Annotated in this window: 21 protein-coding genes and 1 pseudogene; 14 read left to right on the top strand and 8 right to left on the bottom strand. The window is 62.7% G+C overall.

Annotation, left to right across the window (positions count from 1 at the left end):
* Positions 1-86: 86 nt before the first annotated feature.
* The 3 genes from PCA31118_RS24405 to acs all read right to left on the bottom strand — a co-directional run bounded on the left by PCA31118_RS24405 (position 87) and on the right by acs (position 4879).
* Positions 87-2105 carry a sodium:solute symporter family protein gene (locus PCA31118_RS24405; RefSeq protein ID WP_150627552.1) on the bottom strand — a complete coding sequence of 673 codons (2019 nt, stop codon included), beginning with the start codon at positions 2103-2105 and terminating at the stop codon, positions 87-89.
* Positions 2102-2545, bottom strand: a complete 444-nt coding sequence (locus PCA31118_RS24400) for a DUF4212 domain-containing protein (protein ID WP_150627551.1) — start codon at positions 2543-2545, stop codon at positions 2102-2104. Before PCA31118_RS24400 ends, PCA31118_RS24405 begins: the two co-directional genes overlap by 4 nt.
* Positions 2546-2896: 351 nt before the next feature.
* The gene (gene acs / locus PCA31118_RS24395; protein WP_150627550.1) at positions 2897-4879 is read right to left on the bottom strand and encodes an acetate--CoA ligase; all 1983 of its coding nucleotides are present in this window, start codon (positions 4877-4879) and stop codon (positions 2897-2899) included.
* A 342-nt stretch (positions 4880-5221) separates the two neighbouring features.
* Here acs and PCA31118_RS24390 point away from each other — a divergent pair, with 342 nt between their 5' ends.
* From PCA31118_RS24390 to hemP, 13 genes are all read left to right on the top strand, one after another.
* Entirely contained in the window at positions 5222-6118 is an 897-nt protein-coding gene (locus PCA31118_RS24390; RefSeq protein WP_281356309.1) for a DMT family transporter, read from the top strand.
* A gap of 246 nt (positions 6119-6364) precedes the next feature.
* Positions 6365-6883 carry a TIGR00645 family protein gene (locus PCA31118_RS24385; RefSeq protein ID WP_150627549.1) on the top strand — a complete coding sequence of 173 codons (519 nt, stop codon included), beginning with the start codon at positions 6365-6367 and terminating at the stop codon, positions 6881-6883.
* Positions 6884-6925: 42 nt separating this feature from the next.
* The gene (locus PCA31118_RS24380) at positions 6926-8449 is read left to right on the top strand and encodes a fumarate hydratase (RefSeq protein ID WP_150627548.1); all 1524 of its coding nucleotides are present in this window, start codon (positions 6926-6928) and stop codon (positions 8447-8449) included.
* Positions 8450-8815: 366 nt separating this feature from the next.
* A complete protein-coding gene (gene bfr, locus PCA31118_RS24375; protein ID WP_044454353.1) occupies positions 8816-9295 on the top strand; it encodes a bacterioferritin in 480 nt (159 codons plus the stop codon).
* 125 nt (positions 9296-9420) lie between these two features.
* Positions 9421-10302, top strand: coding sequence for a glutamate racemase (gene murI, locus PCA31118_RS24370; RefSeq protein WP_150627547.1), 882 nt, complete (start codon positions 9421-9423; stop codon positions 10300-10302).
* Positions 10303-10477: 175 nt separating this feature from the next.
* Complete coding sequence (locus tag PCA31118_RS24365; RefSeq protein ID WP_044454350.1) at positions 10478-10738, top strand: (2Fe-2S)-binding protein; 261 nt, start codon at positions 10478-10480, stop codon at positions 10736-10738.
* Positions 10739-11177: 439 nt separating this feature from the next.
* Positions 11178-11897, top strand: a complete 720-nt coding sequence (locus PCA31118_RS24360) for an energy transducer TonB (protein ID WP_052810899.1) — start codon at positions 11178-11180, stop codon at positions 11895-11897.
* Positions 11898-11928: 31 nt separating this feature from the next.
* Positions 11929-12666, top strand: coding sequence for a MotA/TolQ/ExbB proton channel family protein (locus PCA31118_RS24355; protein ID WP_046290946.1), 738 nt, complete (start codon positions 11929-11931; stop codon positions 12664-12666).
* Positions 12667-12693: 27 nt separating this feature from the next.
* Complete coding sequence (locus tag PCA31118_RS24350) at positions 12694-13116, top strand: ExbD/TolR family protein (protein WP_044454346.1); 423 nt, start codon at positions 12694-12696, stop codon at positions 13114-13116.
* A 250-nt stretch (positions 13117-13366) separates the two neighbouring features.
* The gene (locus PCA31118_RS24345; protein WP_150627546.1) at positions 13367-14263 is read left to right on the top strand and encodes a pirin family protein; all 897 of its coding nucleotides are present in this window, start codon (positions 13367-13369) and stop codon (positions 14261-14263) included.
* Positions 14264-14458: 195 nt separating this feature from the next.
* A complete protein-coding gene (locus PCA31118_RS24340) occupies positions 14459-14869 on the top strand; it encodes an OsmC family protein (RefSeq protein ID WP_044454343.1) in 411 nt (136 codons plus the stop codon).
* Positions 14870-14951: 82 nt separating this feature from the next.
* Positions 14952-15422 carry an SRPBCC family protein gene (locus PCA31118_RS24335; RefSeq protein ID WP_150627545.1) on the top strand — a complete coding sequence of 157 codons (471 nt, stop codon included), beginning with the start codon at positions 14952-14954 and terminating at the stop codon, positions 15420-15422.
* A gap of 177 nt (positions 15423-15599) precedes the next feature.
* Positions 15600-15848, top strand: coding sequence for a hemin uptake protein HemP (hemP, locus tag PCA31118_RS24330; protein WP_150627544.1), 249 nt, complete (start codon positions 15600-15602; stop codon positions 15846-15848).
* A gap of 521 nt (positions 15849-16369) precedes the next feature.
* Here hemP and PCA31118_RS24325 read toward each other — a convergent pair.
* From PCA31118_RS24325 to PCA31118_RS24315, 3 genes and pseudogenes are all read right to left on the bottom strand, one after another.
* The gene (locus tag PCA31118_RS24325; protein WP_150627543.1) at positions 16370-16777 is read right to left on the bottom strand and encodes a heme-binding protein; all 408 of its coding nucleotides are present in this window, start codon (positions 16775-16777) and stop codon (positions 16370-16372) included.
* Positions 16778-16926: 149 nt separating this feature from the next.
* Positions 16927-17715, bottom strand: a complete 789-nt coding sequence (locus tag PCA31118_RS24320) for a YdcF family protein (RefSeq protein WP_150627542.1) — start codon at positions 17713-17715, stop codon at positions 16927-16929.
* Positions 17716-17793: 78 nt separating this feature from the next.
* A pseudogene (locus tag PCA31118_RS24315) lies at positions 17794-17952 on the bottom strand (DNA starvation/stationary phase protection protein); the annotation flags it as partial.
* Positions 17953-18094: 142 nt separating this feature from the next.
* Here PCA31118_RS24315 and PCA31118_RS24310 point away from each other — a divergent pair.
* Positions 18095-18784, top strand: coding sequence for a thiamine phosphate synthase (locus tag PCA31118_RS24310; RefSeq protein WP_150627541.1), 690 nt, complete (start codon positions 18095-18097; stop codon positions 18782-18784).
* A 50-nt stretch (positions 18785-18834) separates the two neighbouring features.
* Here the strand turns inward: PCA31118_RS24310 and PCA31118_RS24305 are convergent, their stop codons facing one another.
* Complete coding sequence (locus PCA31118_RS24305; protein ID WP_150627540.1) at positions 18835-20283, bottom strand: catalase; 1449 nt, start codon at positions 20281-20283, stop codon at positions 18835-18837.
* Positions 20284-20838: 555 nt separating this feature from the next.
* Complete coding sequence (locus PCA31118_RS24300) at positions 20839-21783, bottom strand: LysR substrate-binding domain-containing protein (protein WP_044454331.1); 945 nt, start codon at positions 21781-21783, stop codon at positions 20839-20841.
* Between the last annotated feature and the right edge of the window lie 45 nt (positions 21784-21828).

Raw genomic sequence — 21828 nt, 5'->3', positions numbered from 1 at the left:
TGAATGGTCGCGCATTATAGCAGGTCGGCGGCAACATCTCACGTCTTTCGTGTCATCCGGAGCGAAAATCCGTCGCATGCCCCGTATTACGGGCGTCGCAGATGGTCCACCAGATGGCGGTCGCGCTCGCTCGGGCGGGCGCCCAGCAAGCTGAACGCGATCGCCACCGCAAACCCCACCGGCACCCCGAACGCGCCCGCCGAGATCGGGTCGACGCCCCACCAGCGCGAACCCGCAAAGCCCGTCAGACGGGTAAAGAAAGGGTACGTCGTCATGATGTAGTACACGCACACCAACAACCCGCTCAGCATGCCGGCCGTCGCACCCAGGCGTGTCGTCCGCTTCCAGAACACCCCAAGCACCAACGCCGGAAACAAGCACGACGCCGCCAGCGAAAACGCTGCCCCCACCAGGAACAAAATGTTCCCCAACTTCAACGACGTCACATACGACGCAAACATCGCCACGCACAACAACAGGATCTTCGATGTCGTCACGCGCTTCTGACTCGATGCATTCCTGTCGACCATGTGGAAATAGACGTCGTGCGACAACGCATTCGCAATCGTCAGCAACAACCCGTCCGCCGTCGACAACACCGCCGCCAACGCCCCCGCCGCCACCAAACCCGATATCACATACGGCAGCCCCGCAATTTCCGGCCCCGCCAGCACAAGCATGTCAGGCTGCATCCAGATTTCGCCCCACTGCACCACGCCATCCCGGTACACATCGGAGATGTCCAGCTGCACCGGCGTCGCATGCCGCCATTGTGTCACCCACCCCGGTAAATTCTCGTACCGCGCCCCCACCAGATGCAGCAGCACGTCGTACTTGAGCATCACCGCCAGCGCCGGGGCACTCACATACAGCAACGCAACGAAGAACAACGTCCACCCCACGGAACTGCGCGCACCCTGCACCGTCGCCGTCGTGCCGTAGCGCGTAAGAATGTGCGGCAAACTCGCCGTGCCGATCATCAGGCACACCATCAACAACAGGAAATTCAGACGCTGCGAGCTGCGCGTCGTGTCGTCCTTCGCCGGGAACGGCTCCGTCATCGCACGCGGAGGCTCGCTGCGCTCGACATACTGATTGCGCATCTCCAACCACTGGTTCTGCGCCTCGCCCACATCGCGCGGGAATGCCTCCAGCTTCGCCTCAAGCACCTTCACGTCGCGCAACGGACCGTTGCGACGCTTCGTGTCCAGCAACTGTCGCTCCAACTCCGCGCGCTCGCTGTAAAACGTATCCGGCAACCCGTCCAGCCGACGCTGCATCTGCTCAGCCTGCTCCCGGTAGTAGTCCCGCACCTCCTGCTCCGGCACCGAATCCCTGAGCGCCTTCTCCAGCACCTCGACCTTCGCCAACGCCTCGCCATAGCTGAATTGCGGGAACCAGCCGTTGCCCGTCTGGTGGCCGATCATCGCGGTCGGCACCAGAAAGGCGGTGATCATGATGATGTACTGCGCAACCTGCGTCCACGTCACCGCGCGCATGCCGCCAAGGAACGAGCACACGAGAATGCCCGCCAACCCGAAAAAGATGCCGATGGTGAATTCGACACCAATGAAGCGCGACGCGATCAGCCCCACCCCCTGAATCTGCGCAACGAGGTAGACGAACGAGCACAAGATCGTCGAAAAAACCCCCAAGGCTCGCACCAGATTGCTGTCGTATCGCGTGCCGAGGAAGTCAGGCACCGTGTATCGCCCCATCTTGCGCAAGTACGGCGCGAGCAGGAACGCCACAAGACAGTACCCTCCCGTCCACCCCATGACATAGGCGAGCCCGTCGTAACCGGAGACGTACAGCGATCCCGCCAACCCCATGAACGACGCCGCGCTCATCCAGTCTGCCGCGCACGCCATGCCGTTGAACATCGGTGGCACGCGGCGTCCGGCAACGTAGTATTCGGCAGCGTCCGACGTGCGCGAGATCAGGCCAATTACCGCGTAGACGGCAATCGTGACGAAAAGAAAGGCGTAGCCGATCCATACGCCCGGGCCGTTGACCTTCTCGAGCAGGCCAATCATCAGCACGAACGCAAGAAAGCCCGCCGTGTAATACAGGTAGTAGCGCAGCAGCCTGCGCGTGAAACTCATCGGTAGGTTTGCGCCGAGACGGCGCCTGATGCGGAACGGGAAACCGTCCCCCGCGACGTGCCCGATGCGATCTCGGGCGCCGACGCCTCGCCGCTCAGGCCGAGGCAATCACGACGCTCATCGCGAAGCGCCTGCAACGCCGAGCGATATCGCGCATCGTTGCGCCGCTGCACAAGGGCGTAAATGACGATCAGGCCAATGTCTATCAGGATTGCGCCTTGCGCGCCCATATAGAACGGCAACGGCCATCCGGCAAATCGCATCGAGGCCCATTCGCGCGCCCAGAACTGCGGCACGAACGTTACCGCGAAGCCAATCACCATTAGCACGGCCACCAGCCACAACGTGCGACGCCAATGATGTGCCGCAATCGCGGCTGCCGCGCCGTGCCAGTCGATGTCAGGCGGCAAGCTGGTGGGATCAACGCTACCGGTCGACATATCGTGTGCCAGACGAGAGGTACGAAGAAGTGAAGGTCGAACGCGCGCTCGTCATGAGCCATGACGTGGCCAACCGGCCATTGGGCTCGAAGCCGAACGAAGTCGAACGAAGTGGCGTCAGTGGCGCACGTCCCGCGCCCATCAACGTGCCGGTCAACGCCCCCGCCAAGGCAAACACGCCGTCAGACGAGTTGTCCGACGGCGTGTCGCCGACATCAGCGAAATCAGCGAGATCACTGAATTCACCGCGGTCGGCGTGCCCCGACGCGCCCCGATGATCGGGCGCGTCGGGCCGCGAGCGAGTTGCCATGGCCGGACGCTAACGGACAGGAATCCCGCGCCGACTAACGCTTATTGCGCCTGCTTGAGTTGGTCCAGAATTGCCGGATTCTCGAGCGTGGACGTGTCCTGCGTGATCTCTTCGCCCTTGGCGATCACTCGCAGCAAGCGACGCATGATCTTGCCCGAGCGCGTCTTCGGCAGGTTGTCGCCGAAACGAATGTCCTTCGGCTTGGCGATCGGGCCGATTTCCTTGCCGACCCAGTTACGCAGTTCGAGCGCCAGTTGCTTGGCCTCGTCGCCCGTGGGACGCGAACGCTTGAGCACCACGAACGCAACGATCGCTTCGCCCGTCGTGTCGTCCGGACGCCCCACCACCGCAGCCTCCGCCACGATCGGGTTGGCCACCAGCGCCGACTCGATCTCCATCGTGCCCATACGGTGACCCGACACGTTCAGCACGTCGTCGATACGACCCATGATGGTGAAGTAGCCGGTCTTCGCATCGCGAATCGAACCGTCGCCCGCCAGATAGATCTTGCCGCCCAGCTCCGACGGAAAGTAGCTCGATTTGTAACGCTCCGGATCACCCCAGATCGTCCGAATCATCGACGGCCACGGACGCTTGATCACCAGCATCCCGCCCTGCCCGTTCGGTACGTCCTGCCCCGTCTCGTCGACGATGGCAACTGCCACGCCCGGCAGCCCCAGCGTGCACGAGCCCGGCACCAGCGGCGTTGCGCCAGGCAGCGGCGTAATTACGTGACCGCCCGTCTCCGTCTGCCACCACGTGTCGACGATGGGACAACGACCGCCGCCAACGTTCTCGTAGTACCACATCCACGCTTCCGGATTGATCGGCTCGCCGACCGACCCGAGAATGCGCAGCGACGACAGGTCGTATTGCTTCGGATGCACTTCCGGCGTCTGCTCGGCCGCCTTGATCAGCGAACGGATCGCCGTGGGGGCGGTGTAGAACACCGTGACCTTGTGACGACCGATCATTTCCCAGAAACGACCGGCGTTCGGATACGTCGGCACGCCCTCGAACACGACTTGCGTGGCGCCCACGGCCAGCGGGCCGTAAGCGATGTACGTATGGCCGGTGATCCAGCCAATGTCCGCCGTACACCAGAAAACGTCGTCCGGTTTGATGTCGAACGTCCACTGCATCGTGAGCGACGCCCACAGCAGATAGCCGCCCGTGCTGTGCTGCACCCCCTTCGGCTTGCCCGTCGAGCCCGAGGTATAGAGGATGAAGAGCGGATGTTCGGCGCTGACCCACTCCGGCTCGCACTGGTCGGATTGTCCGGCGACGAGGTCCTGCAACACTTCGTCGCGGCCGGCCTGCATCGTCACATTGCCACCCGTGCGGCGGTAGACGATCACCGACTTCACGTGTTCGCAGCCGCCCATGGCGAGGGCTTCGTCGACGATGGCCTTCAGGGGCAGCGCCTTGCCGCCGCGCATCTGCTCGTCGGCGGTAACGATGGCCACCGCGCCGGCGTCGATCACGCGTTCGTTGAGGGACTTGGCCGAGAAGCCGCCGAACACGACCGAATGGGTCGCGCCGATGCGCGCGCATGCCTGCATTGCGACCACGCCTTCGATCGACATCGGCATGTAAATGACCACGCGGTCACCCTTTTTCACGCCCTTGGCCTTGAGCGCGTTCGCAAAGCGGTTCACGCGCGCGAGCAGGTCGCGGTAAGTGACAGGGGTCACCGTGCCGTCGTCGGCTTCGAAAAGGATAGCGGGTTTGTCGCCCAGTCCCGCTTCGATCTGGCGGTCCAGGCAGTTGTACGACGCATTGATCTGACCGTCTTCGAACCACGTATAAAACGGGGCGTTGGTCTCGTCGAGGACTTTGGTGAACGGCTTGTGCCAGGCCAGATTCTCGCGCGCCTGACGCGCCCAGAATCCCTCGTAATCCTTCTCGGCCTCGGCGCATAGCGCCTCATAGGCGGGCATGCCGGAAATGTTCGCTTTGGCGACCAGCGCCTGCGGCGGCGCGAACACGCGCTGCTCCTGCAATACCGATTCAATTGCTGCCATGAGTTGTCCCCTCTTATGGATATGCAAAAACGATTGCAATCAAGCTTAAACAGATCGCTGACGTCACATTAAGACGAGCGACTTACTAACGCCTTACACTGGTGCACCCGACGGCCGCGCCGTACGTGCGGGACTCACGCAAATCGCGTTGTCGCATTGCAGCAAACTGTGGCGTAATCGCTACAATCCTACGCTCATCACCCCCATCCTGCCACCCCGGAATCGCCCGGAGCGCCCGTGAATTCGACCTCTACGCCTGAATCGTCCGGTAACAACGCGCTTGACAGCACCCCGCGCACCTCCACCACGGATCGTCTCTTCGCACGATTTCCCAGTTTTGCTCTGGCGCTGGCCATGACGCTGGTCGGCACCAACGTCGGTATCGGCAAGACCATGGTGGCCGTCATGCCCGTCGCCGCGTTCGCCCTGTGGCGGTTCATGATCGCCATCGTCGCCCTCTCCCCGCGCTACCGGCCGTCCGCCATGCGCCGCGTGACGCGTCGCCAATGGGGGCATCTCTTCGTGCAGACGTTTTTCGGCACTTTCCTGTTCACGTTACTGATCCTGTTCGGCGTGCGTATGACGACGGCCACCGCCGCCGGCGTGATCACGGCGACGCTGCCCGCGTGTGTCGCCCTGCTGTCGTGGGCCGTGCTGCGCGAGCACCCGTCGCGGCGCACGCTCGTGAGCATCGGGCTCGCGATCGCGGGCGTGGCGCTGCTCAATGTCTCGCGGGGCGATGGGCATGGCGCGAACGCCGGCGCTGCGGCCAACGCCTGGCTCGGCAACGCGCTGGTGCTCGGGGCGGTCGTGTGCGAAGCCATTTACGTGATCGTGTCCAAACGGCTCGCAGCCGAACTGCCTGCCATCGACATCTGCGCCTACACGCATCTGATCGGCGGCGTGCTGATGCTGCCCTTCGGGATCGTGGGACTGATGGCGGTGGACTACGCGGCGTTGACGCCCGGGCACTGGGCGCTGATCGTCTGGTACGGGCTCGCCGCCAGCGTTTTCTCGTTTTTTCTTTGGATGCGCGGGATCCGCCACGTGAGCGCTCAGCTTGCGGGGGTTTTCACGGCCATGGTGCCGGTCGCGGCGACCGCTTATGGCGTGATCTTTCTCGACGAACGACTGTCCGTCGCGCAAGGCGGCGCGCTGGCACTGACCGTGGCCGGGATCGTGCTCGCCGCGCTGCCGTCCTCCGGATCGCGAAAGACGCTATTGCCGGCCCGCGACTGAATCGGACACAGGCGCGGGCGCAAGACGTTGTAAAATGCCCGCCATGCCGGATTTCGCGACGCGCTATCAGGCACAAGGAATCCCGTACTCGATTTCACCGAAAAACATGGCTCGCGCCCCCCGTGCGCGGGCCCAAGCCCTCACTTCGTCAAAACCGCCATGTCGACTTCTGGCCGACCGTCACACGCGTCTGAAACGTCTGATACGTCCAACACGTCAAATTCGCCGACGCGTCACTCGCGCCCCATGCGCCCCCTGCCCCGCGTCATCTTCTTCAGCCGCTGGCTGCAACTGCCGCTCTACCTCGGGCTGATCGCCGCACAGGGCGTCTACGTCTACAAGTTCCTCGTCGAACTCTTCCACCTGATCACCCACGCCGCCACCTTCGACGAGACACAGATCATGCTCGTCGTGCTCGGCCTGATCGACGTGGTGATGATTTCGAACCTGCTCATCATGGTGATCATCGGCGGTTATGAGACCTTCGTCTCCCGCCTCGGGGTCGAAGGCCACCCCGATGAGCCGGAGTGGCTCGATCACGTGAACGCCGGCGTGCTCAAGGTGAAGCTGTCGATGGCACTCATCAGCATCTCGTCGATTCACCTGCTCAAGACGTTCATCGATGCGTCTCAGCAGACACAGCACACCGTCATGTGGCAAGTGATCATTCACTGTGCTTTCCTGCTTTCCGCCGTCGTCATGGCGTACGTCAACAAGATGACGAACGATAGTCACGCGCCGGCGTACGCAACCCCGCATCAGTAAGTCATTACAAATATCAGTCCCCACTAAGTCGAGAGCCGTTTCATGTCTACCGTCATTAAAGAAGACGACGTCATTCAGAGCGTCGCCGGTGCCCTTCAGTACATCAGCTACTACCATCCGGACGATTACATCCAGGCATTGGGCCGTGCCTACGAGGCCGAAGAAAGCCCCGCAGCCAAGGACGCCATCGCCCAGATCCTGACCAACAGCCGCATGTGCGCCGAAGGCCGCCGTCCGCTGTGCCAGGACACCGGTATCGTCACGGTGTTCGTGAAGGTCGGCATGAACGTGCGCTGGGATGCCAAGCGCAGCCTCACCGACATGATCAACGAAGGTGTGCGCCAGGCTTACATGCACCCGGACAACGTGCTGCGCGCCTCGATCGTGGCGCCGCCGGAAGCCGGTCGCAAGAACACGAAGGACAACACGCCGGCCGTCATCCACTACGAGATCGTGGAAGGCGACAAGGTGGACATCACGGTCGCAGCCAAGGGCGGCGGCTCGGAAAACAAGTCCAAGTTCGTGATGCTCAACCCGTCGGACTCGATCGTCGACTGGGTGGTGAAGACCGTCCCGACGATGGGCGCCGGCTGGTGCCCGCCGGGCATGCTCGGTATCGGTATCGGCGGCACGGCCGAGAAGGCCATGGTCCTCGCCAAGGAATCGCTCATGGATCCGATCGACATCCATGACGTGATCAAGCGCGGTCCGCAGAACTGGAACGAAGAGCTGCGTATCGAGCTGTTCGAGAAGGTCAACGCCTTGGGCATCGGCGCGCAAGGCCTCGGCGGTCTGGCCACCGTGCTCGACGTCAAGATCCTCGACTACCCGACACACGCCGCCTCGAAGCCGGTCGCCATGATCCCGAACTGCGCCGCCACGCGTCACGCGCACTTCACGCTGGATGGCTCGGGCCCGTCGTTCCTGGCCGCACCGTCGCTCGACGCGTGGCCGAACGTGCACTGGGCGCCGAACACGGAAACCAGCAAACGAGTCGACCTGGACAACCTCACGCCGGAAGAAATCACGAGCTGGAAGCCGGGTCAGACGCTGCTGCTCTCGGGCAAGATGCTCACCGGCCGTGACGCCGCGCACAAGCGCATTGCCGACATGGTCGCCAAGGGCGAACCGCTGCCGGTGGACTTCAAGGGCCGCGCCATTTACTACGTCGGCCCGGTCGATCCGGTGCGCGACGAAGTCGTCGGCCCGGCAGGCCCGACCACGTCCACCCGCATGGACAAGTTCTCCGACCTGATGCTCGGCAAGCTCGGCCTGTCTGTGATGATCGGCAAGTCGGAACGCGGCCCGGCAGCGATCGAGGCCATCAAACAGCAGAAGGCCGCTTATCTGATGGCCGTCGGTGGCGCCGCCTACCTGGTGTCGAAGGCGATTCGCGCTGCGCGTGTTCTGGCCTTCGAAGACCTCGGCATGGAAGCCATCTACGAGTTCGACGTCAAGGACATGCCGGTGACGGTGGCCGTGGACTCGACCGGTGTCTCCGTGCACCAGACCGGCCCGAAGGAATGGCAGGCCAAGATCGGCAAGATTCCGGTCGCAGCGCAGTAAGTCTCATCGGTACCTGCCTCGCGTTCGCTCAGCGGGCGAACTTGCTTGTGCACCTGCTGGTGCACTTGCTTGTGTACCCGCTTGTGTACCCGCTTTTGAGCGCGTTGGCATCCGGTCGACGGTTTTCACGTCGTCGACCTGCAGAAGAAAGCCCGGCATGGTCCGGGCTTTTTTTCGTCGCGCCAACGCGATCGGATGCTCGCCGATGCGTTGGACGAAGAGGCAAAAAACGTCACGCGTCAGAGCGAGAATGGATCGCATTACCATTCGCACCTCGGTTCACGAAAAGCCTTGCAGAGCTTGGCTTTCCGCGCTTTTCAGGCTACTCTTCAACCGCTTGCAAACTGCATAAAACAGGGATCCGAAATGAAAGGCGACAAGAAAGTCCTCGAACTCCTCAACGCGCAGCTCACCAACGAGCTGACCGCGATCAACCAGTACTTTCTGCACGCCCGCATGTACAACCATTGGGGTCTGACGAAGCTCGGCAAGCATGAGTACGACGAATCCATCGGCGAGATGAAGCACGCCGACAAGCTGATCGAACGCATCTTCATGCTCGACGGCCTGCCGAACCTGCAAGATCTGCACAAGCTGCTCATCGGTGAGAACACCGAAGAAATTCTTCAGTGCGATCTGAAGCTCGAATACCTCTCGCAGAAGACCTGCAAGGAAGGCGTCGCTCACTGCGAAAGCGTGAAGGACTTCGTCTCCCGCGAAATCTTCAACGAGATCCTGCACGACACCGAAGAGCACATCGACTGGTTGGAAACGCAGATCGAACTCATCGGCAAGGTCGGTCTTCAGAATTACCAGCAGTCGGGCATGGCGTCGTTCGAAGAATAAGCCCGACACCCCGCAAAACCCAGATAAGAAACGCGCAGCGTCGCGCCGTCATCCCTCGATATCGGATTGCGAGCTTTGCGCTAGAATTTCGGGGCCGGCCATTTGCCGGCCCTTTTTCATTTGCCATGCCCTCCAACGCGCCGATTGGCGTCTTCGATTCCGGCCTCGGTGGCCTCTCCGTCTTGCAGGCCGTACGCGCCCTGCTGCCGCACGAGTCGCTGCTGTATGTCGCCGACTCCCGTTACGCCCCCTACGGTGAACGTCCCGACGCGTTCCTCGAACAGCGCAGCCTCGCCATCGGTCGATGGGTTCGCGAGCACGGTGCGAAAGCGTTTGTCGTCGCCTGTAACACCGCCACGGCCCACGGCGTCGCGGCGTTGCGGGCCGACGGATCGTGGCCCGTGGTCGGTGTCGAGCCAGGCATCAAGCCCGCGGCGGCCGCATCGCGCAGCGGTGTCATCGGCGTCCTTGCCACGGCAGCGACGCTGCGCAGCGCACGCTTCGCCGATCTGCTCGCACGTCACACCGCACAAGGCCAGCGTTTCCTTTGCCAGCCGGGGCATGGACTGGTCGAGCGTATCGAGGCCGGCGACGTCGATTCGTCCGAGGTCGTGGCGCTGCTGGACAAGTACATTGCGCCGATGGTGGCGCAAGGGGCCGACACGCTCGTGCTGGGTTGCACCCATTACCCTTTTCTGATCCCGGCCATCGAGCGTCACTTCGGCACGGCGCTCACGCTCATCGACACCGGCGCGGCCATTGCCCGTCAGCTTCAACGCAGACTTGAGGCCGACGATCTGCTGGCGCCGTCGCGTAACGACGTGGACGACGTGCAGGGCAGCACCGGCAGCCTCCAATTGTTCACGACCGCCAACGCGAATGCCCTTCAGACGATGGCGGACCGTCTGCTGACAAATGTCCCGCGCGTCGCGACGGTCGAAATTCCTGAGACAGCGTCGGCCATCGACGCGCCAATCGCCCCGCAAGCCGCGGCTGGTCTGGTCTGAGCCCGATTCCGGCTCGGGGGCGTCCCGAAGGTCGCCCCAACCTTCCCATCATTCCTGTCTGACACCATTTCCGTATATCCCTGTGCGTGCCATGGAATAGGTCGATGGCGCTTGCAAAAGACGTCAACTTAAATAATAATTATTCTCATTAGTGTTACATTTTGACGTTTTCACCATGATCGTCTGCGTATGTAAATCCGTTTCCGACCGTCAGATCAAGGCTTGCCTCGATGCCGGTGCCACCACGATGGAAGATCTTCAGATCGACCTCGGCGTTGCGCTGTGCTGCGGCAAGTGCGGACCATACGTTCAGGAAATGGTGACCGGCGCCACGCCGTGCTGTGGTCGCTCGTGCGGTGGCTGCTGCCAGTCCGCCAGCGTCGAGACGACGACGGAAGTCGTGGTGATGCGTCAGGAACTCGCCCTCGCGGCCTGAGCGTTCGACTGTCCATGGCGAGGCATGTCCTCGCCATTGTGCTTTCGCTTTGTGTTTCCGCTTTGTGTTTCCGGACTTGTGGAATCTCGCCGACGTGACCGCCTGGCAGTCACGAGGCAACGGAGCCAGCCAGACGTCTCGCGGCGTCACGTGCCAGCCAGCGACTTGTCACCCTGGAGGTGTCAGATGGAACTCCTGATTGGCTTTGTTTCGACGCTGTGTTTGTCGTTTTTCCTGTTTCGAAGGTGAGTTTGCGAACGCTTGCCGATTGACCGTGTTCGCCGACCGCGCCCCTGGCGCGGTTTTCCTTTGAGCGTACGGCCGGTTCCGCACACCGAGGCCTCGCGCCCCGGCACGCCGGGCACGCCCGGGGCAAGATTCGCAGCGCTTACTGCTCTCACCGTTCATTGCCGCAAATTAGCGTACCCTAGCCGTTATCATGTCGACCGCCGTGTCCCCCGCCGTGCCTGAATCAGGTCTTGCGCTTACGCAATTTCGCGATCCGCTGACGTCGCCGCGCGCCATCGCGATTGCCGCCGCGATCGTTGTCGTTCACATCGCCGCTCTGGTCGGTTTGTCGCACCTGCGCAACGAACCTGAAAAGGCGACGATCGAGCCGACGACGTTTACCGCGACGATCATTCCGCTCACGCCCGCGCCGACGCCGCCGCAACCCGCGCCGCCCAAACCGCAGCCGGAACCGCCCAAGCCGAAGGTCGCCCCCCCGCCGCCGAAGCCGCGCGAGCAACCCAAGAACGCCATCACGCAAAAGGCCGAACCGGTCGCACCGCCACAGCAAACGACGCCGGAGCCGGTGCAGCAAGCGGCGCCCACGCCGCCTGCACCGCCTGCGCCGGCCCCGGCACCCGCGCCGTCCGGCCCGATCGAAGGGCTGGCCGTGAAGTGCGACGAGCCGCGCGTGGTCTACCCGACGCAATCGCGCCGCGTCGGCGAAGAAGGCATCGTGACGCTGCGTCTCGTGATCGACACCCGGGGTGTGGTCTCGAGCGCCAATGTGGTGAAGTCGAGCGGATTCCCCCGTCTCGATCAGGCAGCGCGCACCGCCGCACTCGCGATGCGCTGCGCTCCCCCGATGCAAGGTGGCCGCGCGGTGGAAGCCGCCGCGACCAAACCGTTTAACTTCAATCTGAACGATTAACGATCTACCTGGATCTTCCGAGGAACGAAAAATGCAAGAGTATGGTTTGAGCCACGTCTGGTCACAGGGCGATTTCGTCACCCGCGCCATTGCGATCGTGTTGCTGGTAATGTCGGTGCTGTCCTGGACGGTCATCATCATCAAGGGCACGCAGGTTTTCCGTCTGAGCCGTCTTACGCGCACCGCCGAGCCGGACTTCTGGCACTCGGAGAATTTCTCCGCCGGCCTGCAAAAGCTGGGCGAATCGGGTCAGAACAACCCGTTCCTGGCGCTCGCCCTCGCCGGTCAGGACGCCGCCGAGCACCATCGCCAGAGCCAGCCGCACCTGCACGACAAGATGGACGTGAGCGACTGGATCACGCGCGCACTGAAGAACTCGGTGGACGACACGGTCTCGCGTCTGCAAAGCGGTCTGGCCATGCTCGCCTCGATCGGCTCGACCTCGCCGTTCGTCGGTCTGTTCGGCACGGTGTGGGGCATTTATCACGCCCTGCTGGCCATTGGCGCCTCGGGCCAGACGACCATCGACAAGGTGGCCGGACCGGTCGGTGAAGCCCTCATCATGACGGCCTTCGGCCTGTTCGTTGCCATTCCGGCCGTGCTGGGCTTTAACGCGCTGACCCGCGCGAACAAGGGCATCGTCTCGAAGCTCAACCGCTTCGCGCACAGCCTGCACGGTTACTTCCTGACGGGCGCCAGCGTGCATTCGACGCAGTTCACCAGCAACGTCACGCCGGTGCGCAAGTCCACGTCGGCCAGCGCCAGCTAAGCGGCCGCGCAAGAGAAGGAGTTCGTTATGGCTATGGGTTCATACAGCAGCGACGACGGTGCCGATGACGCCATGATGAGCGAGATCAACATGACGCCGCTCGTCGACGTCATGCTGGTGCTGCTGATCATCTTCATCGTGACACTGCCGGTGCTCAATCACGCGGTCAAACTCGATCTACCGCAGGCAAGCAGCCAGCCGGAAGACACCAAGCCTGCCAAGGTCGACCTCTCGATCCAGGCGGACGGCAGCGTCTTCTGGGACAAGCAGCAGATCGACGACGCAACGCTCAAGGCGCGTCTGGCGCAGGCCGCGGAAGCGCAGCCGCAGCCGGAATTGCACTTGTTCGCGGACAAGAGCGTGCGTTACGAAAGCGTTGCCAAAGTGCTCTCGGAAGCCCAGACGGCGGGCGTGACCAAGCTCGGCTTCGTGACCGAACCGGCCAAGTAAGTCCGGGACGTTCGCAAATCACAGACGCGCAGGCGCGGTGCTGGTCACCGCGCTTTTTTTTCGCCCGTACGATCCGTAAATGCTCCCTTTTCCCCGGACTTCTCGGTGACTGTTCCAATTTGGTAACAATCCTTCCTGCGTTCCGGACTACTCCCTGGGCGGGGCGCCCCGATATAGTGGGGACATGACAACGGATGCCGCAACGCCACACCTCCCGACTGCGGCGCGCATCCTCACAGGAGATTTCCCCATGAGCACCCCCTACGCCCGTCCGGTTGCCCGCGTCTTCACGGCTGCGCAAACGCAGGAAGGCGCCGGCTTTCACGTCAACCGTCCGTTTCCGACGCGCATGATGATGGATTTCGATCCGTTCCTGCTGCTCGACGAAATGGGGCCGATGCAGGTCGCCCCCGGCGACGCCAAGGGCGCGCCCGATCACCCGCATCGCGGCTTCGAGACCGTGACCTATCTGCTCGCCGGAGAGATGGAACACCGTGACTCGCAAGGTCATGCAGGCAAGCTCACTCCGGGCGACGTGCAGTGGATGACGGCGGGCGCCGGCGTCATTCACTCGGAAGAGCCGTCGCACGCATTTCAGCAGCGCGGCGGCGAGATGCACGGTTTCCAGTTGTGGGTGAATCTGCCGAGCACCGACAAGATGATGACGCCGCGCTATCAGGAGCTGCCGGCAGCCGGTATTCCGACGGCAACGAGCGACGACGGCAAGGTCTGGGTACGGGTGATCGCCGGTGAGGCCCTGGGTACGCGTGCCGCCATCGAGACACGCACGCCGATCCTGTATCAGCACTTCACGTTGCAACCGCAGGCGCTGCTGGATCACCCGGTGCCCGCCGACTTCAACGTCTTCGCTTACGTGATCGACGGCGAGGGCCACTTCGGTCCGGAAGCCACCGCCGCAAAGGCGCATCAGATGGTCGTGTTCGGCACGCAAGGCGAAAGCGTGACGGTGCGTAACGATGGCGACACCCCGCTGTCGTTCCTGCTCATCGGCGGCAAGCCGCTGGGCGAGCCGGTGGCGCGTTACGGCCCGTTCGTGATGAACACGGAGAGCGAGATTCGTCAGGCGATCCTCGACTTTCAGGCAGGACGCATGGGGCACATCCCGGCGTCGGTCTCGCGTACCTGAACCACGCGCGCGGCACATCCCAGCGTCATGATGCGAACCGGCGGTTCGCGCCAATGCCGACGGCCCGGCGAAATTCGGTCACAATGACACTCAGAGTGAACAGAGCGTGAGGTGGCCCAATTTCGCTGGGCCGCTTTCATTAACACCCATCAGAACGTTCGAGACGTTGCGGATTAGCGCATAAAAGGAGCCACCATGGCCGCAGAAGCGATTGTCACCGCCCATCTGGGCGCCGCGGGTTACACCACCCATCTGTCTGACGGCAAGCACGAGTGGATCGCCGACGAGCCGGAAACGCTAGGCGGCGGCGATCTGGGTCCGGCGCCGGCTGCGTTGCTGCTCTCGAGCCTCGGGGCATGCACGTCGATCACGTTGCACATGTATGCGCGACGCAAGGAATGGCCGCTCAAGGACGTGAAAGTGACACTGGCGATGAACCCGGACGGCAAGCCGCCCGTCGGAACGACGCAAATCACCCGCAAGATCGAACTGGCAGGCGACTTATCCGAGGAGCAGCGTCAGCGCCTCTTGGAAATCGCCAATGCGTGCCCAATTCACAAGGTGCTATCGGGCACTGTCGCCATCGAGAGTTCGCTGGTCGAGTAATGCCGGGTGCCGAGCCGGTGCGACACTCGCGCGCCGGTCGCTTCGACCCGAAGCGATTTACAGGATTTAAGGGGAAATAGTCTTGCAGTACGAACACCTGATCGAGGTCAACGACCTCCTGAACCCGCTGACTCTCGCCCTCACGCGCGACCAACTGTGGCGCGGCCTCGTGCTGCGCGCCGAACAGCCGCAGGCGTTCGTGCTGGGACTCGACGAATGCATCATGCACGAGCGTACCGAGACCACGCTCGATCGCGAGCTTCGCTTTGGGCAGACCGTGGTGCTCGACCGCGTCGTCTTCGAAGCGCAGGACGCCGTGCGATATGAGACGGCAGCCACCGACGCGCATGCAGGCGGCACCCTCACGATGCGTATCGAAGAACCCAATCCGACGCACTACTTCGTGCGATTCACCTACAGCACAACGCTGCCGGAGGATGCTCCGACGGCCGATACGCGTTACAGCGAATTTGTGAAATCGGCCTACCGCGAAGCCGACATCGACACGGTCCGTCGGATTCGCGAACTCGCGGAGCAGGGCGAGCTGGGCTGATCCCGCGCGGGTGCTACGTCTGCGCCCCGTGTGTCAAATGACGGCCGGACAAGTGAAGGCAGCGTCCGGCCATTCCGAATTAGCCAAAACCTACTCGATCAAAGAGCGCAATAGTCAAATTCAAATACAAATGGGAATGATTCTCATTTAATATTCTCCTCACAGTCAGCCACACGGATGAGCGAGATGACAAGCCACACCACTGCCCGCCCGACCACGCCCGCCACAGCACCTCGCCGCACCCTCTCGGTGTCGCGCACGCCAGTGGCCAGCCCGGCGGCAGACAAGCCGGCCAGCCCGACCAACGGCCGTGTGCTCACGAGCGATCACCTGTTGCAGGGCACGCAGTGCGTGAACATCCTGCACAACGGACAGACGTACCAACTGCGCGCTACGCGCTACGGCAAACTGATCCTGACGAAGTAAGCCGCCGAATTCAACGTCGTCGACGAGAAGCCGACGGAGAACAGAGGTACAGATAAAGCTACAAATAGAGGTACAAGCAGGCATAAAGCATTTTGGCGGCGGCGAGACCACGACCTTGCCGCCACCTTCACCGAGTTTTGTGGGGACCACCTCGCCTAAGAGGTGTTTGGCAGTAGCCAGCGAACGCAACGCGATCCCATGTAGTTACGGCAAGCCCCTCTCTACCTGCGTTGCGCGCCAGCCAAGCCGCTTTTTTTGTCCGTCCACTTCAGTTTCATTGATGTTCTCCTCGTGGCGCGACCTGCCAAGCCTCAGGTGGCGCCAACCGGCCTGACAAGCCCTTAACCCGTTCGAGAGAACGGGTTTTTCTTTGGCTATGCGCTTTGTGCGCAGATAAAAAAAGCATCGCCAACATTCGTTGACGATGCTTTTCGTTTCCGATGCACGCCGGGCCGCCACGCCCCGGCAATACACGAGACCCAGGCGGGTTACCGGTCGGTGTTGTCGGTGTTGTCGGGGGTTTATGCGCCAGTGACGGCAGCGATGCCGGCGCGGGCAATCTGCGCGTCCTGCGCCGACTTCACACCCGACACGCCCACGGCGCCGACCACGTTGCCGTCGACAATAATGGGCACGCCGCCTTCGAGCATGGCGGTGTTCGGTGCGCTCAGGAATGCGAAGCGCCCGCCATTGATCATCTCTTCGAAGGCGCCGCTCTCACGACGGCCGACGGCCGAAGTCTGCGCCTTGCCGAGCGACATCATGGCCGTGCTCGGGGCCGCACCATCCATGCGATGCAGCGACAGGGCGTGGCCGCCGTCGTCGACAATGGTGATGCACACATTCCAGCCGTTCGCGGTCGCTTCCGCGACGGCGGCCGCGTTGATCTTCTGCACGTCTTCAACGCTCAGGACAGCTTTTGTCTTCATACGTCTCTCTCGTTTAGGGTTAGCAATTCAGGGAGCCTGCACTCACGTACTTACGTACTTACGTACTGAACAGGCATGACTCCGGAAATTCCTGCTGTGTTCCGCCCCCGGGGGCACAAAATCGGGGCGCCCGGCGAACAGCCGTCCGCTCAGTGCCCCACGCCAAGCGCCATCCACTCGCGCAACGCCGCACGTGTGGTGCGCATGCCTTCGAGGGTTGGCCACCAGCCGGGAACCGCGTCCGGTTCGAGCGTCATGGCATGGCAGCACGGTGCGGGTACCACCGTCAGACCAGCCCGCTCGAACTGCTCACGGGCGCGGCGCATATGCCAGGCACTCGTGACCAGATAGATGCGCGACACGCCGACGTTGCTCAGCATACGCGCACTGAAAATGGCGTTTTGCGCCGTGTTCAATGATTGTCCTTCGATCCAGCGCACCGGCACGCCGAACTCACCGGTCGCGACCTGCGCCATGATTGGCGCCTCGGCCGTGCGTCCGGTGGGGCTGCCGCCGGAGACCAGCACGGGCAGTTGGGCCCGTCGTGCGAGAAAGGCGCCGTAGCGCACCCGGGCAAGCGTCGCCTCGCTCAGATCCACAGCGTTCTCGCGTCCGAACTCCGGCGCGCCGAAGCTCATGCCGCCCCCCAGTATCACGACAGCCTGCGCACGCGTTGCGGCGCTACCGGCCGCCGCCGCCGAGGCGTCGAGCGTCTTGGGATCAACCGCCTTGCCGACTTCGAGCGGACGGGAAAGCCACTGACCGACCCACGGCATCGCCTGCCCCCAAAGCGCAAGCACGGCCACTACCGCCAACACTCGCCCGATGCGCGGACAGCGCCGCCACAGGACGAACGCCAGCCCCGCGAGCACCAGCACATTGGCGGGCGGCAGGAACAAGCTGACAAGGAGGTTTCGGGCGAGCCAGTCGAAAGGCATCCGGCGAGTGTACTGGACTGCACCGCAGAGTGCACCCTTTCTCTATTGGCCTTCTCGTCCGATAGCGAAGAGAACGCACGCCATGGGAATCGACGATAGCTTCGCAGGTTTCTTGTACGCGCCCTGTGCCGGGTAACCAAGCACCCGAATGCGCTCGGCGAGCTGATCGACGGCCATCGCGAGTTCGTTGTCCTGACCTTCGAACATCGGCGGCAGCGTGTTGAACGTCGGGCCGGTGTCCTCCGTACTTTCCGCAAGACTTTCGTTGCGCTATTCCGGTTACACTTCGCCCATTCCAAATGATCAGGAACGATTCCGCCAACGCGTCCGGACGCCTCAATTGCGTCAATGCGTCGATCGCGCCGCCTACTATCCCTCGATGCCCATACGTCCTGCCGGAACGTCGCGCGAGAGCGCCATCACTCACGACACCTCTCACGACACCTCGCCGCACGGCCAGCCCGACTCGCCTGCATTGCCGCGCCAGCTTCTGGTCACGCCGGATATCGCCTCGCGTGCGCAGATTGCGGCATTTGCCTCGCAATTGGCCCAGGCGCTCGCGCGCGGCACACGTCTCGTACAACTTCGTAATCGCTCGCTCGATGCGGACGGTTATCGTGCGTTGGCCGAAAGTGCATTGGCGCTGACGCACGCGGCGCACGCGCAACTCATCCTCAACCCACCGCATGACGTGGCGGATCGCTGGCTGGGCACCACTGACGGCACGGTGCCGCAGGCCGACGGCTGGCACCTCACCAGCGCGCGCCTCATGGCATGCGAGACCCGCCCGGCAGGTTGGAAGCTCGTTAGCGCCGCCTGTCACGACGCCGCACAACTGGCGCAAGCCACGCGACTTGGTCTCGACTTCGTCACGCTGTCGCCTGTCCTCGCCACGGCCACGCACCCGGACGCAACACCGCTCGGCTGGCCCGCGTTCACCGCCCTCGCTGCACAGACGTCGCTGCCGGTGTTTGCACTCGGCGGCATGCGCGCCGAGACACTTGCCAGCGCTCGCAACGCCGGTGCTTACGGCATTGCAGCGATCCGCGCGTTCTGGCCGGCCGCCTGATCTGGCGCACGACGTGCGCTTTGCAGACGTCCGACCAGCGAGCTCGGGCCTTACTTCGCCAGCGCCTTGCGGGCCGCGATCACCCCCTGCGCGTACGCCGGATCGATCTTCGCGAAGTGTCCGATCTGGCGCTCGGCGACATCGTCCGGCACGCCTTGCATCGACGCCGCGATGTTGCCGAACAGACGCGCTTTCTGGCCATCGTCGAACAGCCGGAAGAGCGCACGCGGCTGTGAGTAATAGTCGTCATCGTCACGATGATCGAAGCGATCCGCGACCGCCCCTACCGCCTGCTGCGGATCGCGATACTCCGGCTGTTCTGCAAAAGCCCCGTAGCGGTTCGGCTCGTAGTTCGGTGTGCCGCCCAGGTTGCCGTCCACCCGCATTGCGCCGTCGCGATGGAAGCTGTTGTGGAACGGGCACTTTGGCGCATTGACCGGAATCGCGCTGTGATTCACCCCGAGGCGATAACGCTGCGTGTCGCCGTACGAGAACAGACGCCCCTGCAACAGACGATCGGGTGAGAAACCGATACCCGGCACCACATTGCCCGGATTGAATGCCGCCTGCTCCACCTCCGCGAAATAGTTCTCCGGATTCCGGTTGAGCTCCAGCACGCCCACGTCGATCAGCGGGTAATCGCCGTGCGGCCACACCTTCGTAATGTCGAAGGGATTGAAGCGATAGGTCGCGGCATCTGCCTCGGGCATCACCTGCACCTGCATGCGCCAGCGCGGGAAGTTGCCGGCTTCGATGGCCTCGAAAAGATCTCGCTGATGGCTCTCGCGGTCGTCACCGACGAGTTGCGCCGCCTCGGCATTCGTGATGTTCTCGACACCCTGCATCGACTTGAAGTGGAACTTGACCCAGAAGCGTTCGTTGGCCGCGTTAATGAAGCTGAAAGTGTGCGAGCCGAAGCCGTGCTGCTGGCGGTAATTCTTCGGAATACCGCGATCGCTCATGAGGATGGTGACCTGATGGAGCGATTCCGGCGAGCGCGACCAAAAGTCCCACGCCGCCGTCGGGTTACGCATGTTGGTCTTCGGATCCCGCTTTTGCGTATGGATGAAGTCCGGGAATTTGAGGGCGTCGCGAATGAAGAACACCGGCGTGTTGTTGCCCACCAGATCCCAGTTGCCTTCGTCGGTGTAGAACTTCAGGGCAAAGCCGCGCACATCGCGCTCGGCGTCGGCAGCGCCCCGCTCGCCCGCCACGGTCGAGAAGCGCAGGAACACGGGCGTTTCCTTGCCCACGGATTCGAACACACGGGCGCGCGTGTATTTCGTAATGTCGTGCGTAATGGTCAGCTTGCCGAACGCGCCGGAGCCCTTGGCGTGAACGCGACGCTCGGGAATCACTTCACGGTCGAAGTGGGCCAGCTTTTCGATCAGCCAGACGTCCTGCAGCAGTGCCGGGCCGCGCGGGCCAGCCGTCAGCGTGTTCTGGTTATCGGTCACCGGCGCACCGGCGGCAGTCGTGAGTTTCTTGGTATCGGACATGTGACGCTCTCCTGTTTCCTGAATCCTGTTTCCTGATCGGGCACTCGTTCCCGAATGCCTCCCGGCTTGCTTGCATCGCGCCCGCATCGAGGCTCATGCGCCCATCAGCGCAAAGTCCGCAAGGACGTGTTCCAGCGTGGTCTCGATGTCGTGCAAATAGGCTTTGAGATGGGTCATGGCGGCACCTTCGGATGCGTGGTTCTGCGGCGGGCGTTCATCGGCGTCTGAATGGCGCGTCCCCCTTCGGTGGCATCGCCGTCAAGCGCGTGCGACTAGATTAATTATTTTAATTAAAACGGTCGAATTAATCGTTTTTATATATTTCATAGGCAAAAGCAATACGCCGCAGTACTAGGCAGCACTAGGCAGTGGCGTACGCGTTGGCGTAAGGACTGAAGCGGACGACCGGGGTATTGCGTGGGTCGGGCGTGGATCGGGCGTGGATCAGCCGTCGGGATACTGCGCGGGACGGATGAGGCAGATGAAGCGAAGGCGAGCGATGCGGGATATGGCGAAAGCTTCAGGTCGATCGGGCACGACCGACCTGTTCGCCGATCAGTTGGACGTTGCTGGCAGATCGAGGGGAATGACACCCGGCAGGTCGCATCTGGCGATCGCCTGTGCCACGGCCTCGATCGCCGGCAGACGCGTGAAGCTCTTGCGCCACGCGAGCACAACGCGACGGTCCGGCACCGGCGCCGAGAACGGCACGTAGCTCAGCAAGCTATCCGGGGCCTGCGTCTCGGGTACGGACGTCTTCGGCAACACGGTGATACCGACACCGCTGGCGACCATATGCCGAATCGTCTCCAGCGACGAGCCTTCGAACGTCTTCTGGATGCCGTCGGCATTCTGCGAGAAACGCATCAGTTCCGGGCAGACGCCCAGCACATGATCGCGGAAGCAGTGACCGCTGCCGAGCAGCAGCATCGTCTCCTGCTTCAGATCGCCCGCGTCGATATGCTCACGTCCGGCCCACGGGTGTGAGCGCGGCAGCGCCACGACGAACGGCTCGTCGTACAGCGGACGCACCATCAGCCCGCTCTCCGGGAACGGCAGCGCCATGATGGCCGCATCGATCTCGCCTTGCTTGAGCAACTCGATGAGCTTGAGGGTGTAGTTCTCTTGCAGCATCAGCGGCATCTGCGGCGTGGTCTCGATCATTTGCTTGACCAGCGCCGGTAGCAGATACGGCCCGATGGTGTAGATCACGCCCAGACGCAACGGACCCGCGAGCGGATCGCGTCCCTGCTTGGCAATTTCCTTGATGGCGATGGTCTGTTCGAGCACGCGCTGCGCCTGCGCGACGATCTGCTCGCCGAGGGGCGTCACGCTCACTTCGGCAGCACCCCGCTCGAAAATTTGTACGTTCAGCTCATCTTCGAGCTTCTTGATGGCCACCGAGAGCGTCGGCTGGCTGACGAAACAGGCTTCCGCCGCGCGACCGAAATGGCGTTCTCGCGCCACCGCCACGATGTACTTGAGTTCCGTGAGGGTCATGTCGTCCTAACCTGTGTAAATTAATCGAATCACTGCAATCGATAG

This window comes from Pandoraea captiosa, from assembly GCF_902459775.1.
In the GTDB taxonomy this organism is placed as follows: Bacteria; Pseudomonadota; Gammaproteobacteria; order Burkholderiales; family Burkholderiaceae; genus Pandoraea; species Pandoraea captiosa.
This window is presented reverse-complemented; position numbering and strand designations above follow the sequence as displayed.